General features: G+C 50.8%; 12 protein-coding genes and 2 pseudogenes. 6 read left to right on the top strand and 8 right to left on the bottom strand.

The annotated features are described in order from the left end of the window. Window positions 1–8: 8 nt before the first annotated feature. From casB to cysJ, 6 genes are all read right to left on the bottom strand, one after another. Window positions 9–563: a type I-E CRISPR-associated protein Cse2/CasB gene (gene casB / locus KQJ19_RS07340; RefSeq protein ID WP_216403499.1), complete on the bottom strand. Its 555-nt coding sequence runs from the start codon at window positions 561–563 to the stop codon at window positions 9–11. Continuing rightward, window positions 560–2119: a type I-E CRISPR-associated protein Cse1/CasA gene (gene casA, locus KQJ19_RS07335; protein ID WP_216403498.1), complete on the bottom strand. Its 1560-nt coding sequence runs from the start codon at window positions 2117–2119 to the stop codon at window positions 560–562. Before casA ends, casB begins: the two co-directional genes overlap by 4 nt. Before the next feature lie 158 nt (window positions 2120–2277). After that, entirely contained in the window at window positions 2278–5028 is a 2751-nt protein-coding gene (gene cas3, locus KQJ19_RS07330) for a CRISPR-associated helicase Cas3' (protein ID WP_216403497.1), read from the bottom strand. A 221-nt stretch (window positions 5029–5249) separates the two neighbouring features. Beyond that, complete coding sequence (cysH, locus tag KQJ19_RS07325) at window positions 5250–5984, bottom strand: phosphoadenosine phosphosulfate reductase (protein WP_103766735.1); 735 nt, start codon at window positions 5982–5984, stop codon at window positions 5250–5252. A 15-nt stretch (window positions 5985–5999) separates the two neighbouring features. Beyond that, window positions 6000–7712: an assimilatory sulfite reductase (NADPH) hemoprotein subunit gene (gene cysI / locus KQJ19_RS07320; protein ID WP_216403496.1), complete on the bottom strand. Its 1713-nt coding sequence runs from the start codon at window positions 7710–7712 to the stop codon at window positions 6000–6002. Beyond that, window positions 7712–9511: an NADPH-dependent assimilatory sulfite reductase flavoprotein subunit gene (cysJ, locus tag KQJ19_RS07315; protein WP_216403495.1), complete on the bottom strand. Its 1800-nt coding sequence runs from the start codon at window positions 9509–9511 to the stop codon at window positions 7712–7714. The genes cysI and cysJ overlap by 1 nt, the downstream gene beginning before the upstream one ends. Before the next feature lie 305 nt (window positions 9512–9816). Between cysJ and queD the strand changes: the two genes are divergently transcribed. The 3 genes and pseudogenes from queD to KQJ19_RS23945 all read left to right on the top strand — a co-directional run. Next, window positions 9817–10179 carry a 6-carboxytetrahydropterin synthase QueD gene (gene queD, locus KQJ19_RS07310; RefSeq protein ID WP_016154218.1) on the top strand — a complete coding sequence of 121 codons (363 nt, stop codon included), beginning with the start codon at window positions 9817–9819 and terminating at the stop codon, window positions 10177–10179. A gap of 81 nt (window positions 10180–10260) precedes the next feature. Then, window positions 10261–10329, top strand: a pseudogene (locus tag KQJ19_RS23950) (carbohydrate kinase); the annotation flags it as partial. A 112-nt stretch (window positions 10330–10441) separates the two neighbouring features. Next, window positions 10442–10567, top strand: a pseudogene (locus KQJ19_RS23945) (hypothetical protein); the annotation flags it as partial. A gap of 52 nt (window positions 10568–10619) precedes the next feature. Here KQJ19_RS23945 and queE read toward each other — a convergent pair. Together queE and KQJ19_RS07295 are read right to left on the bottom strand one after the other, a co-directional pair. After that, window positions 10620–11291: a 7-carboxy-7-deazaguanine synthase QueE gene (gene queE, locus KQJ19_RS07300; RefSeq protein ID WP_016154229.1), complete on the bottom strand. Its 672-nt coding sequence runs from the start codon at window positions 11289–11291 to the stop codon at window positions 10620–10622. 113 nt (window positions 11292–11404) lie between these two features. Further along, a complete protein-coding gene (locus tag KQJ19_RS07295; protein ID WP_046276166.1) occupies window positions 11405–12061 on the bottom strand; it encodes a winged helix-turn-helix transcriptional regulator in 657 nt (218 codons plus the stop codon). 383 nt (window positions 12062–12444) lie between these two features. Between KQJ19_RS07295 and KQJ19_RS07290 the strand changes: the two genes are divergently transcribed. From KQJ19_RS07290 to KQJ19_RS07280, 3 genes are all read left to right on the top strand, one after another. Further along, complete coding sequence (locus KQJ19_RS07290) at window positions 12445–13077, top strand: winged helix-turn-helix transcriptional regulator (RefSeq protein ID WP_049282606.1); 633 nt, start codon at window positions 12445–12447, stop codon at window positions 13075–13077. Window positions 13078–13477: 400 nt separating this feature from the next. After that, window positions 13478–14008 carry a fimbrial protein gene (locus tag KQJ19_RS07285; RefSeq protein WP_047499397.1) on the top strand — a complete coding sequence of 177 codons (531 nt, stop codon included), beginning with the start codon at window positions 13478–13480 and terminating at the stop codon, window positions 14006–14008. 88 nt (window positions 14009–14096) lie between these two features. Then, window positions 14097–14771, top strand: a complete 675-nt coding sequence (locus KQJ19_RS07280; protein WP_047502253.1) for a fimbria/pilus periplasmic chaperone — start codon at window positions 14097–14099, stop codon at window positions 14769–14771. The last annotated feature ends 19 nt before the right edge of the window (window positions 14772–14790 follow it).

Here is a 14790-nt window from a genome sequence, read left to right as displayed (position 1 = left end):
AGTCCCTATTAATTTTCTTCGTTATCGGTTTCGCCAGCCTGATAGTATTCCAGCGCCCAGCGGATATGGATAAATTCGGTGGGTCGCTGCTGACGGCGATGATGGTTTTGCAAATCGTCGTATTCCTGACACCAGCGGAAAATATCTTCCGCCAGCGAAATCAGGTTTACAGAGCCTTTTAACAGCTTCACCGCACGTCGCAGCTGACGCAGCAGTTCATCCGGCGTTTTTACCGCAGACAATATCGCAAACCGCTTCTCCGACATGACCGGGTTATTGCCCGTCACCTGCCCAAGCTGCGCGGCAAAACACAGGCGTTCATCAATCGTTTTCACATTTGCGCCCAGTGCAGCAACCAGCGCCAGCGCGGTAACCCGCCACTCCTGCCCTTCAATTTTCCACAGCGTATGGGTCTGCATCAGCAGGGAGCGAAATCCTTCAGACAGACAGGCATCGTTTACCGTTATGCTGCGCCGCAGACTGGCACGCGCGCCGCGCTTCTCCTGCAACTCCTCATGCCATTTGCGCAGCCTGGCTTTGTGATCTTCTTTCACAATACTCATTCAGCAGCCTCCTGCTTTTTGTCCCTGACGGTTTTTGCGCTTTGCTTTTCCGCCGATGTCGTAAAATATTTTTTGCGTGCCATCATGCTGCGCTTCAGGTCGTTATCTTCATAGGGGTTGGTAAAGACACGATCGTCAAAGTAACGGCGAGTAAATAGCCACAGCTCCCTTTGCCATTTATTCAGCCTGTCACCCGGCTCCTGGCCATTTTCAAGATCGTGAATCAGGGTCAAAAAACGTCCCTGCGTCAGATTCCAGAAATCAATATCAATAAAACTGAAGTCGCCGCGCGCGCCTTTGGCATCGGCGAACCAGGCGTCTTTTAAAGCGTTACGTAATAGGCTGAGGAGTCGGGTAGCCGTTTGCATGGCTTTACGCAAATGAGGGATCAAATTTTCCGTCATAAGTATCGGGAAGTGATGTTCATACCAGCAGCGTATTTTCATATTGTCGAAATCCGCCCCAAAGCCCCACAAACCCGCCTTGATGTCCTTCAGGCTGCGAGCGTTAAACACTTTGACTACCAGCGCCGGATATTCTTTATTCGTGTCCGTCTGGTTGTCCTGGCTTAACCCCAGCCAGTCCCGCCAGATAAGCCCGCCAGGCTGTGGCTTCACGGAAAAGAATCCATCGCTCTCTTTTATCGGCAGACGATACGGCGTCAGCGGGTGTCGCCAGCCTTCATAGTTAACGCCGTAGTTTTTGACGGTCATCGCGCTGAGCAACTCGTCGCTGTCAGCGCCGCACATATCACAGAAACCAGACTGCGTGGTGGCAAAATCCAGACGGATACGGCGCGGCATACCCCAGTACGCCTGGAGCTTATTAACCAGCTCCGGCGTCGTCACCCTATTCGCTGGCGGCTCGCTGGTGCGCGTAACGGCGAGCCACGGGAAAATCGACGCATCATATAAATCTGGCAGAGGAAGTTCTGCGGCGTCCTGCGGCATCACGTTAAGCCACAGCTTGCGCCACAGCGGCGTTTGCCGGGTACCATGATATTCCTGTAACTCGATAAGCGTGGTCATCGGCCCACCACCGCGCAGACCGGTACGATAGCCTTTACCGCCGGATGGCGCGTTGAGTTGCAGTGAGAATAGCGCCAACGCCGCGCAATGCGGGCAAAAACGTTCTGTGACGCCACGTTTGATAAAATGGTCTTTATTAAATTTGGTGGTTTGCGCCCCGGGTGTTTCCGGCAACAGCGAAGCTATAGAAACTTTTTCGCCGGTTAACGGTTCAAAATCCTGCATAAAAGAGGGCGATTCAGCACCGAACTGAAAGGCATGCTCTAAGGGGGTCAGCGCCTCACGAAGCGTTTCTTCCGTTAATCCCTCCACCCAAATATCGTCCCAGCGGGCGCTATTTTTTGGCGCAATGCTGCATTGCAGCAATCCCAGCAGAAATTGCCAGGCCGCCCCCTGTAAATCAGCTCGCGTTGCGGCGATATCCACCACGTTTTCATCCGCCAGATTGGCGGGGGCCAACTTGCCCAGGGAGCCGTCATTAAAGCGCACGGGAAGCCAGGGCGTTGTCAGTAAATTTATTGGAAACATACCTTTTCCTTACGATGCGCCATCCATAGCGCTAATGTTCCCTGGAGTGTTAATGAACTGACAGTTGAAAGCTTGCTGACAGCTTATTACCTAACTGAATCTTCAACCGACAGAACAACCGTTTGCATCGGTTTGATTTTTCTTCCATGACAGATTCCTTATTTACTATTGAAACAACCAATCCCTGAAAGAACGCTATCAAGCTGAGAAACGTGATTGGGCTTCGGGGCATCTCTTCTTATGGAGAGGTAATCAACTTTACCAATCAATCCTTCACTCGCCGTATAGCCGCTGTTTGCATCCTCCGACACAACAATCACCACGGCAAACTCCATATTCTGATGTTGCTCCACACACCATTTCTGCAGCACCTCTCCCTCCAGCCGTTCAAACTCATCTTTATGCTTTTCCCACCAGCTCTGGCGCACTCGCAGCACGCTCATCTCCCAGGGATGAGCACCAGAGGCATAAGGGGTGACGTTGCCATCAACCCTTTTCGCCAGCCATAGCGTGATGGACTCTTCCGCCAGACGAGTCGACAACTTCTCCGGAAGGAAGTCGCTACTTTCAGGGCTGTATCCCGGTGCAAAGTTCAGCAACATCTGCGCGGCAAACGCCCGACCGCAATAATATTTTCCTTCCTGCGCATTCTCTGTTTTCGCAAAACCGTCAGGCATTACCACATTTTCACCGTATACCGACTCAATCAACAACCGGGCAGATTGCGGCATCCGAATGGCTCCCTGCTCCCGCAGCACGCGCTGTGTCAGCCATAGGCGGCCATGATCGGGATAGACATAGGCGCTGTTACGCATGGCAGAGGAAAACCAATCTTCTTGCGGGGCGCCATCCCACTCTGGTGCGAAGATCACCAGTTCCGGCGCATCGCGTTCATCCTGACCACTACCTTTCACTCTGCCGTTGCGATAGCGGATATGGCGCTGTAACCGTCCCGCTCGCTGGATCAGGAGATCCACTGGCGCTAAATCAGAGATCATCTCGTCCATATCGATGTCGAGACTCTGCTCAATCACCTGAGTGGCGATAAGAACTTTACCGGCACGTTGCGTACTCTCCCCTTTACCAAATAGCGACAATGTCTGCGTCTCAATCCGCTGCCGGTCATAAAAAGCAAATCGGCTATGAAATAATGAGAGATGTTCGGCCTGAACACGGCCTCTGGCGAGTAGCTGCCGATAAATCCGAATGGCATCATCCACCGAATTGCGAATCCACGCGATGCATTTGCCTTTGCTTACCGCTCGTTCAATTCGCGCGATGCAGGACTCCTCGCTATAGAGCCAACCGACATTAACACTGCGCTCAACTTCTTTGCGCGTCGCCACATGCTGAGAAACCACCTCCTGCCCTATAACCTGAGTCAACCAGGGATAATCGTCATAACTCAATAAAGGCGCTTCAGCTCGGCTTCCTGCCCCGCGCGCGAATGCGGCCACCAGCCGATCGCGCTGCTGTTGTGAGAGCGTGGCAGAAAGCAGGATCGTACTGTTGCCGCTGCGGGCCTGATGCTCAATCAGACTTTCCAGAATCCGCGACATATAGGCGTCGTAAGCGTGGATCTCATCGGCCAGCAGAATTTTGTCGCTAAGGCCCAGCAACCGCAGGTTGTTATGCTTAAACGGCATCACCGCCATCATGGCCTGATCGAGCGTGCCGACGCCCACTTCAGCCAGCAGCGCTTTCTTATTACTGTCGGCAAACCAGGCGGCGCAGCCCTGGCTTAAGGGCTGCTTATCATCCAGCTCCTCCGAACCTGACGACTCAGTCGACCAAATTGATTGATTAAATTTGTCCATTAAACCGCGCGCACTGTGCGCCAGCACCAGACTGGGGCAAGAACCCGACCTGTACAGCGAAAGCCAGCTCTCCGACAGGCGATCAAACATGGCATTCGCGGTTGCCATCGTCGGCAATCCAAAATACAACCCCTGCGCTTTTCCTGCCGCCATCAATCGATGGGTGAGAATTAACGCGGCCTCGGTTTTACCTGCGCCCGTTACGTCTTCCAGAATGAATAGTTGCGGCGCGTCTTTATCAATATCCAGCTCAAGTACCTTTTGCTGTAAAGGCGTGGGCTGCTGAATAAAGGGGAAAAGCGTTTGAATACCGGAGAAAGGAGCAACCGCAGAAGGAGGCGGTATCGTAGCAAGCGCGGCCTTCGCTTTATCCAGCGCTAGCGGCCAGTATTTTTCGATGGGCATCGAACAGGCGATGCAAGGGAAAAAACGGCAGGACGAACCACACCAGTCCGCCAGAACTACCGCAGCAGAAATCGGCCATGAGAGGTGCTGGAACAACACAATACCTTCGTCTTCATCCCAGAATAGCGGAATATCAATCAGCGGAAACAGCGATTTAATACGCGTTAAAAATTCCCGGGCCGCATCTTTGTCCTGCGGCAGAAAATTATCCAGCTCGCGAATCCCCTGCGGCGGGCGCCCATGATGGCCTGTCGTCACCGATATCCACATACCGATAACCCGCTTCAACTTGCGGGAAGAAAGTGGAGAGCCCGGCAATAGTTCAGGGAACTCGCTTAACCAACTGTTCCATAACCAGTGTCCCAGCGTCGTGTGGTGGATTGATTCATAGTTTTTTCCCCGTTCGGAAGGAACGGGCAGGTTGGGATGGCTATACAGCCGTTGAAATGAACTGGCAAACTTACCGATATCATGCCAACACAATAACCAGGCAAAAAATTGTGCGGCTTGCTCAACATTCGTTATTCCCAATCTCTGGAAATAAACAGCAAGCCCGTAGAGATTATTTTTCACCATCCAGTAGCCTACTGCCGCTACGTCCAGTGAATGCCAGCACAGCAGGTGGTAATCGTCGCCACCATCTTTTTCAACTTGCCGGCTTTTTCCCCAATAAAAATATATCGACACCGCGTATCCAGCTAATCAGGAATTGTCTTCGCATCATTACGTATTTACAGAAAACAATTCGTGACACGGCTCAATATATCTTAAAATTCAATCAATTAGATAAGATAATGTATATTCTAACTTACATTGAATTTTAATATAATTAATAACAAACTTGGCTAAAATATAAAAAATCCCGGCAACGCCGGGAGTAGAATTATTGATTTGGTGTCCGCTATTTATCACCCTTCGTGCAATCCGCACTCGCGCTTCAATCCAAAGAACCGCGTCTCTTCTTCCGCCATACCCGGCTCCCATTTGCGGGTGGTATGGGTATCACCCACTGACAGATAGCCCTGATCCCACAGTGGATGGTATTTCAGGCCGTACTTTTGCAGGTATTGGTAAACGGTACGGTTGTCCCAGTCGATGATCGGCAGCACTTTAAACACGCCACGCTGGATAGCCAACACCGGCAAATGCGCCCGGCTGCCCGACTGCTCACGGCGCAGACCGGCAAACCAGGTTTGCGCATTGAGTTCTTTAAGCGCGCGGTTCATCGGCTCGACTTTGTTGATCTCATTGTATTTCTCAATGCCTTCAACGCCCTGCTCCCACAGTTTGCCGTAGCGCGCTTCCTGCCAGGCCGCGCTCTCCTTCGCCCGGTAGACTTGCAGATTAAGCTTGAGCTTGTCTGTTAACTCATCAATAAACTGGTAGGTTTCCGGGAACAAATAGCCGGTATCGGTGAGGATCACCGGGATATCCGGGTGAACCTGATTCACCAGGTGCAGGCTTACTGCCGCCTGGATACCAAAGCTTGATGACAGTACATATTCACCAGGCAGGTTTTCCAGCGCCCACGCCACGCGCCCTTCAGCGTCCAGCTTTTCGAGCTGTGCGTTGGTTTCCGCCAGCGCCAGAATGCGGTCGACTTTTGGCAGGTCATTAAGGGCGTTTAGATCGAGTACGGACATAATTACCTCTCGTGGTTACTCCCAGAAATCCCGGGCGGGATCGAGCACCGGGCGAATGATGCCCGCACGCACCGTAAAATCACCGAAGCCTTCACCCGCTTCGCGCTCTTTCGCCCAGCGCCCAACCAGTTCGTCAACGGAGTCGAGAATTTCCGATTCCGTAATATTTTCGCGATACATACGCGGAATGCGCGTGCCCATGCGGTTACCGCCAAGGTGTACGTTGTAGCGCCCCGGCGCTTTACCCACCAGGCCCAGTTCCGCCAGCATCGCGCGGCCGCAGCCGTTCGGGCAGCCTGTAACGCGCATCACGATATGCTCGTCAGGAATGCCGTGTTTTTCGAGAATAGCTTCCACTTTATCAGTGAACGATGGCAGGAAACGTTCGGCCTCCGCCATCGCCAGCGGACAGGTCGGGAACGACACGCAGGCCATCGAGTTTTCACGCTGCGGCTTCACCGCATTCATCAATCCGTGATCGCGCGCCAGCTTCTCGATCTTCGCTTTTTGGCTTTCCGGCACACCAGCAATGATCAGGTTCTGGTTGGCGGTGATGCGGAAATCCCCTTTGTGGATCTTCGCGATCTCCAGCAGGCCGGTTTTCAGCGGACGGCCCGGATAATCCAGGATACGGCCGTTTTCAATAAACAGCGTCAGGTGCCAGTTATTGTCGATCCCTTTTACCCAACCAATACGATCGCCGCGACCGGTGAACTCGTACGGGCGGATCGGCTCAAATTTAATACCCGCACGACGCTCCACTTCCTCTTTGAACGTGTCGATACCAACGCGTTCAAGCGTGTATTTAGTTTTGGCGTTTTTACGATCGGTACGGTTACCCCAGTCGCGCTGCGTTGTCACCACAGCTTCAGCTACCGCCAGCGTGTGCTCCAGCGGCAGATAGCCGAACTCGCTCGCGGTGCGGGCGTAGGTTTTCTTATTGCCGTGCTCAATCGACAAACCACCGCCGACCAGCAGGTTAAAGCCCACCAGCTTGCCGTTTTCGGCAATCGCCACGAAGTTCATATCGTTGGCGTGCAGATCGATGTCGTTCTGCGGCGGGATTACGACCGTGGTTTTAAACTTACGCGGCAGATAGGTTTGACCGAGGATCGGCTCTTCGTCGGTGGTCGCTACCTTCTCCTGATCCAGCCAAATTTCTGCATAGGCGCGAGTACGCGGCAGCAGATGCTCAGAGATCTTCTTCGCCCATTCATAGGCTTGCGCGTGCAATTCAGACTCGTAGGGGTTCGAGGTGCAGAGCACATTACGGTTCATATCGTTGGCGGTTGCCAGTGCGTCCAGACCAACGGAATGTAGCATCTGGTGTACCGGCTTCACGTTCTTTTTCAGAATGCCGTGGAACTGGAAGGTCTGGCGGTTGGTCAGCCGAATGCTGCCGTAAATTGTGTTGTCACGGGCGAACGTGTCGATCGCCTGCCACTGTTTGGTGGTGATCACCCCACCCGGCAGACGGCAGCGCAGCAGCATCGCGTGACGCGGCTCCAGCTTTTGCTCGGCTCGTTCGGCGCGGATATCGCGGTCATCCTGCTGGTACATACCGTGAAAACGGATCAGCAGGAAGTTGTCGCCTTTGAAGCCGCCGGTCAGGCCGTCGTTTAAATCTTCGGCAATCGTACCGCGCAGATAGTTGCTTTCCAGCTTCATACGCTCAGCGTCGGACAGCTTGCCTTCGACCACCAATGGTCCTGGGTATTTTTCGCTCATTAGTAGACATCTCGCTGATAACGGCGCTCAATGCGCAGCTCACTTAAAAATTCATCCGCCGCTTCGATATCCATAGCACCGAATTCGGCAATCACTTCCAACAAAGCCTGCTCAACGTCTTTCGCCATGCGATTGGCGTCGCCGCAGACATAAATGTGGGCACCGTCGTTTATCCAGCGCCACAGTTCCGCACCCTGTTGGCGCAGTTTGTCTTGTACGTATATTTTTTCTTTCTGGTCACGGGACCAGGCGAGATCGATACGGCTCAGCACACCTTCTTTGACGTAGCGCTGCCATTCCACCTGGTACAGGAAATCTTCGGTAAAGTGTGGGTTGCCAAAAAACAGCCAGTTTTTGCCTTCGGCTCCGTCAGCCGCACGCTGCTGCATAAATGCACGGAATGGCGCAATCCCCGTGCCCGGTCCAATCATAATCACCGGTGTCTGCGGGTTAGCCGGCAGGCGGAAGTTATCGTTGTGTTCGATGAACACGCGCACTTCGCCCTCTTCTTCCACGCGATCGGCGAGGAAACTGGACGCACCACCAGCACGGGCCCGACCTTCAATGTCATAACGCACCACGCCCACGGTGACATGCACTTCGCTTTCCACTTCCGCCTGGGAAGAGGCAATAGAATACAAACGCGGCGTCAGCGGGCGCAGAAGATCAACCAACGTTTGGGCGTCCAGTTGCGCTGGGGAGAAGCGCACCATATCGACGATTGGCGTGGTTGCGGCGTAATGCTGCAATTGCGCTTTGTCGCCCACCAGCGGCAGCAGAGAGTCGCTACGGGTTAAAGTGGCATAGTTCTCGACGATATTGCCGGTGTTAACCGTCAGCTCGAAATGCCACTGCAGCGCTTCGGTGAGCGACAGGGTTTTGCCGTCAACCGTGACCGGCTCATCTCCTTTCAGCCACAGCAATTCAACCAGCTCTTTGACCAGTGCCGGATCGTTCTGATACCAGACTCCTAAGGCATCGCCCGGCTGGTAGCGCAGGCCGGAATCGCCGAGATCGATTTCAATATGGCGCACATCTTTTTCCGAGTCGCGACCAGTGATTTTCTGATTCACCGCAAGCGACGCCGTCAGTGGTGTTTCTTTGGTGTACGGGCTGGTGTGTACTTCGTTTACCGCACCGCTCGCAGCAACTTGCACAGACGATGCCGCAGGCGCACGCGCTTTCAGGACATCAACCAGACGGGCACGCCATTCGGCTGCCGCGCCCTGGTATTCGACGTCGGCATCCACGCGGTCAAGCAAACGTTCTCCGCCCAGCTCAGCCAGTTTTGCATCGAAGTCTTTTCCTGACTGACAGAAAAACTCGTAAGAAGTGTCACCAAGACCAAACACGGCAAAAGCGGTGTTATCGAGCTTCGGCGCTTTTTTCGAGAACAGGAATTTATGCAACGCTACGGCTTCTTCCGCCGGTTCACCTTCCCCTTGCGTCGACGCCACTACGATCAGCAATTTCTCATTGGCGATTTGTTTGAATTTATAGTCGCCAGCATTGATGAGAGTGACGTTGAGCTTTGCAGCGATCAGATTATCGCGCAGGGCTTCCGCCACACGACGCGCATTACCGGTTTGCGAGGCGGAGATAAGCGTAATGCCAGGCATTTCAGCAGCAGGCGCAGGAGTCGCCGCATTGCTGCCTGGCTGCTGATTCAGCACGCCCCAAAAATAGCCAGAAACCCACGCAAGCTGTGCGGGAGTGAAATCGGTCGTGGCCGCCTGAAGGCGTGCCAGTTGCTCCGGGTTTAGCGGTAGCAGAGCGGAAGGTGGGGCCTGTGTCGTCATGCGTTGTCATGTTCCAGTAAGCAAAGCGGATTTCAGCAATAAAACCCAAACTGAAGATAAGGTTAACGGCGGGGATAGTAACAATTAAAGAAGGGATAGAAATAACAAATAACCAAATGAACTAACCTGTTTTAGTTATAGTTATTAACAGCAAAACAGATTGGATAACCATATGATATATCAATAATTATTAAATATTACCATCATGAATAGGTCGTTCTGATACTCAGCGCCCTTTTAACTAATGATAAAATTCGCTCTTTACGGTACCCTACGGCGGTTTTTCGCATTCTTGAGAGTAAAAAATGTCCACCACCTTGTTTAAAGATTTCACCTTCGAAGCCGCTCACCGCCTGCCGCATGTACCGGAAGGGCATAAGTGTGGCCGCCTGCATGGTCACTCATTTATGGTGCGTCTTGAAATTACCGGTGAAGTCGATCCGCATACCGGTTGGATCATGGATTTTTCTGAGTTAAAAGCCGCGTTTAAGCCAACTTACAACAGACTCGATCACTACTATCTGAACGATATTCCTGGCTTAGAAAACCCAACCAGTGAAGTTCTGGCCAAATGGATTTGGGATCAGGTTAAACCAGTTGTCCCTCTGCTGAGTGCCGTAATGGTGAAAGAGACCTGCACAGCAGGCTGCGTGTATCGCGGGGAATGATTGTATCGTCTGTGGCAACGGTCAATTTTCCTTAACTAACACTCTGTTAGGGTTATGTGCTCTGGATATCTGGAGCACAACATGTCTGACGATTTCGATATTATTATTATCGGTGCAGGGATAGCGGGCACCGCTTGTGCTTTACGCTGCGTGCCCGCTATGTGGTACTGGCGGAAGGGGCAATAACCTGCTGGCCGAGCGTTATGGATTCCTGCCTCGTCCCTCGACAACCGCAATGGCATTAGGCATTAAAGAGACTTTGGCGCTGAACAAAGGGATTTTCCGCGATTTAACCCAGCACACCGATGTGATCCTGAAAAAGTCGTATGAAGTGTTGCATGGCGGCCTGGATAACGTTAATTCGATTCAGAGCTGGTCTAACGCATAAGGTTATCCGGCCTGCATGTAGCACTCAATGCAGGCCGATAAACCCATTATCATCAGGCAATATTCAGATACTTATGGGTCTGCATCGACAGACGCCAGTTCCGCGCGATACAGGTATCAATACACAAACGCGTGGCATCTTCTTTCTGGCTGATTGGCTGTAAGGCGATGATGCGCGGTTTGTCGTCGCTCAACGTAGCCAGCAGTTCATCCAGCGCTTCAATATCGCGAACGCGACCAACCGGATGTTTGATTTCATTCGCACGCTCCAACGCCTGCGACAGCACATCATAACCGCCGCGCATATTCACCTTCGGCGATACGGTCACCCAGGTATTCGGCGTACAGCGCACTTCGTGGGTACCGCTGGTTTCAATCTGGCAGCTAAAGCCGTTCTTTTCCAGCAGGTCTGTCAGCGGCATCAGGTCATGAATGCAGGGCTCGCCACCGGTTATCACCACGTGACGGGCGGTATAGCCCTGACGCACAATGACCGCCAGCAGATCCTCGCTACTCGCCGCGCCCCATTTATCGCTCTCTTTGGTCTTAGCCAGGATGCTGTACAGGGAGACTTCCCGATCCTCAAGCTTATCCCAGGTGTGTTTGGTATCGCACCAGGCACAGCCAACCGGGCATCCCTGTAAACGAATAAAAATGGCGGGGACGCCGGTAAAGTAACCCTCACCTTGCAGGGTCTGGAACATCTCGTTAATCGGGTACTGCATAGTCATCTCTGTGAGGGGGATAAAGCATAAGTATCGCAGATTTCGGTCATCAGGTCATGTACGGGAGCCGCCGCGCCTCTGTGGCTTCAGGTGCTGTCGCCAGCGGTGATGATTTAATATTTTGAAGGTATGTTGTTTATCGCTCTGAGCAGGCCTTTTTCAGTCTCGATATAATTTCCGGTCTTCAGCTGAGCCAGTATCTTCATGATGCTGCTGCGCGACAGAAAGGTACGGCTTAAAATATAAGAAACAATGCTGACATTATTTCTCACCTCTTCTGTTTCATCCATCAGTTCATAGAGCTGATAGCATATAATCTCATAAGAAGATAATGCCGAGATCTTCGTGCAGTGATCGAACATTCTTGTCGCACTATAAATTAATAGCGCGGCTACGCCTTTCCACAGGTTACTCCTGTCGATAATCCGGTTGGCATCGGCAATAGAAAGCACGCTAATATCAGAAGTCTCATTCGTTCTGATATAGAAATAATCATGCTCCAGCAACTGCGTACTTAAGCCAAATATGTAGGGAGCTGATTCTGAATTTAAGGCAATACCGTCGGCATGGCGATAAAGCGTAATGTTACCGTGATGAAGTAAAAAACATTTATGCTCCCCTTCCACTCTAAAGTTAAGTGACTGCTTATTGGCGAGCGTCAACTTATTGGCTGAAGGTGTAAGAATGCTTATCAGTTGATTGATATCAGCCAGAGGCTTTTTGTGTCTGATGCTGTAACTTATTGAGGTAGCTCTTTTTTTATTATTCACAAATAAATCCCTCCATAGGCTTATGAACATCCCCCTAACGCACTCCCCTCACATAAACGATAATTATGATAATTGTTTTAGATTTTTAAAAGTTGTTTATGGGTGTAAAATTACACCCATAAACAACTTGCATAAATATCCATAATACTATTATGGGTACTGAATTCATTCTTCTTAAAAATCATCCAATTTGATATTACAGCCATTTTAGTAAAAGGAAATAAGTAATAAAACCATAAATTACTTATCAGAATTATTTTGTTATACAAACAAGATTAAATATTACTTTGAAGATATTGATTTAAAAAGAAATAAGATTAAGATCTATCGGATAATTCTGAGTCAAATTTTAAGTGAGCGTCAATCAACATGAGGAGTATGTTATGGATACCGAACATCCGGATCGCAGTCTGAACCTCTCCGCTACCACCGAACTGCTGGAAAGCCTGGCTCCTCTGGCGACTTTTGCTATGTATCCTCCCAACACCCGGTTATATCTTTATAATAATGGCGTTGCGTACTGCTATCTGGTACGAAGCGGCGTGTGCAACGTCTATCATCAGACGAGTGAAATTCTGCTGGGCACGCTGTATGTGCCAGGGATCATGGGTCTCAGTGGAACACTTTACGCCGAGGCGGGGATGTTTATTCAGACCCACAGTACCTCTGAGATCGCCATTACCCGTACCGATAAGGTCAACCAGTTCGTCACCGAACACAATCTCTGGAGGCTGCTGGCCTGCCATAGCCTCAGAGTCACCTCACGACTGTATACGATAAATACCAGGCTCATGGCCACCTGTGCCTATGAAATTGTCCGCGTTCAGTTACAGGAGTTGATGAGTGAACCAGCGGAATACAGACATGATGTTTCTGCCGCGCAGTATATCCAGCAGAAAACCAGCCTTTCACGTAGCAGCATTATGAAAATCCTCGCCCAGCTAAAAAAGGGGGGCTATATCAGCATTGAAAACGGCATCCTTTTGACAATCGAGCATCTTCCGTTAAAGTACTAACCTATTGTATCAACGAAGAAAAATAACGTACTATCTTCGATGAAATGTTTACCCTTATAATATGTTCTTGTTTTGTTAACTGACAGTCGCTATTTTCCCAAGACTTACCACCCCTCTGGCATAACCCTTTTATCGCGGAAAACACACAGGGTGTAAAATTACACCCAAAAAAGTGTTGCCGGATATTTTGAAATGTACAAGAATAATCTCATACAAATTATAACGTTTGACAAACCCGTTTTAAATATAAAAGCAGGGAACTGTCATTCTTATTAATATTATCATTAGAGATCTGTGAGCCTGGAAACGGGACGATATTCTATTGATAAATTTCAAAAAGCTGCCGTTTGCCTGGCAATACATTAATACTAATAAATTGAATATACTCAAGGAATAGATCATGAAAAGCAAATTACTGCCACTGGGAGTGCTGATTTCGTCTCTGGCTGGAGTTTCAGCGATGGCAGCTGATGGGGAGGTGAATTTTAACGGCGAGATTATTGATGCCGCCTGTAAAGTCACCAATAGTCCGGCCAGTCCGCTGACGGTGACACTAGGTCAGGTCAGTAAGAGCGCCTTTACCAACGCAGGCTCTACTGCTGCACCGACCAAATTCACGTTGCAGCTCACGGATTGCCCGGTAAGCGCAACCAAGGCGGCCGTGAAGTTTGACGGCTCCCCGGTGACAGGGAGTCCTGGCGTGCTGGCCCTGACCGCAGAAACTGGCGTGGCAGGCGGCGTGGGGATTCAATTATACGACGATGCCAATACCGCGATTCCGCTGTATAACGCATCCAAACAATACCCTCTGACGTCAGGTACCGGCGTGGTGAATAATCTGGATTTTATTGCGCGCTATATCGCCACATCGACAACGGTGACCGCAGGAAAGGCTAATTCAATGGCAAGTTTCACCATTGTTTATAATTAATAGCCCGTCATACCTGCATAACGAAATTGTTATTCGGACCGATGGATTATTGTCGGTCCGTCCTCACTCTTTTAATGAATGACTAATGATGAAACTTATTCCTCTCACCTTGCTGACTGCACTAATAATAACCTCCGGGTTAGCCCAGGCTGGCCTGATTGTGGGTGGCACCCGCTTAATTTACGATGGGAGTAAGAAAGAGTCTTCAATTAATGTGAGCAACCCGGACCAGGCACCTTATCTGGTACAAAGCTGGGTCGAACCGGAAATTAATCGCGCAGAGAAAACGCCGTTTGTGATCACCCCGCCGTTATTTCGTCTGGACGGTGGGCAGGAAAATGTCTTGCGCGTCGTGCGGGCGGGCGGGAATCTACCGCAGGATAGGGAATCGCTGTACTGGCTGAATATTAAGAGTATCCCCTCGATAGAAAAAGATCAGGGTAAAAACCTGCTGCAGATCGCGGTCAAGACGCGCATCAAACTGATCTATCGCCCTGAAGGTTTAACAGGCTCCGCGGAAGTGTTAACCCATAAGCTTTCCTGGCAGCGCCGCGGCAACCGGCTGGAGGTGAGTAACCCGACCTCATTTTATATGAATTTCCAGAGCGTTACCGTTGCAGGTAAAGAGCTGGAAGATGCCCGGTATATTGCGCCGCAGAGTAGCGCCATTTTTGAATTACCCAGCGGTGCGGGTAATAGCGTGAGCTGGAAAATTATTAATGATTACGGCGGAATCGGCGAGCTTCATCGTGCTTCGTTCTGATAAATAACAGCACAGGAAT

Source organism: Citrobacter sp. S46_ASV_140 (genome assembly GCF_018919545.1).
GTDB lineage: Bacteria > Pseudomonadota > Gammaproteobacteria > Enterobacterales > Enterobacteriaceae > Citrobacter > Citrobacter braakii.
Note: the sequence above shows the minus strand (reverse complement) of the source record. Positions and strands in the feature narration are given on the sequence as shown.

Bases quoted from the DNA above. Each gene is read 5' to 3' on its own strand.
- casB (WP_216403499.1), bottom strand. From the start codon at position 563: ATGAGTATTGTGAAAGAAGATCACAAAGCCAGGCTGCGCAAATGGCAT.
- casA (WP_216403498.1), bottom strand. From the start codon at position 2,119: ATGTTTCCAATAAATTTACTGACAACGCCCTGGCTTCCCGTGCGCTTT.
- cysH (WP_103766735.1), bottom strand. From the start codon at position 5,984: ATGTCCGTACTCGATCTAAACGCCCTTAATGACCTGCCAAAAGTCGAC.
- cysI (WP_216403496.1), bottom strand. From the start codon at position 7,712: ATGAGCGAAAAATACCCAGGACCATTGGTGGTCGAAGGCAAGCTGTCC.
- cysJ (WP_216403495.1), bottom strand. From the start codon at position 9,511: ATGACGACACAGGCCCCACCTTCCGCTCTGCTACCGCTAAACCCGGAG.
- queD (WP_016154218.1), top strand. From the start codon at position 9,817: ATGTCCACCACCTTGTTTAAAGATTTCACCTTCGAAGCCGCTCACCGC.
- queE (WP_016154229.1), bottom strand. From the start codon at position 11,291: ATGCAGTACCCGATTAACGAGATGTTCCAGACCCTGCAAGGTGAGGGT.
- KQJ19_RS07290 (WP_049282606.1), top strand. From the start codon at position 12,445: ATGGATACCGAACATCCGGATCGCAGTCTGAACCTCTCCGCTACCACC.
- KQJ19_RS07285 (WP_047499397.1), top strand. From the start codon at position 13,478: ATGAAAAGCAAATTACTGCCACTGGGAGTGCTGATTTCGTCTCTGGCT.
- KQJ19_RS07280 (WP_047502253.1), top strand. From the start codon at position 14,097: ATGAAACTTATTCCTCTCACCTTGCTGACTGCACTAATAATAACCTCC.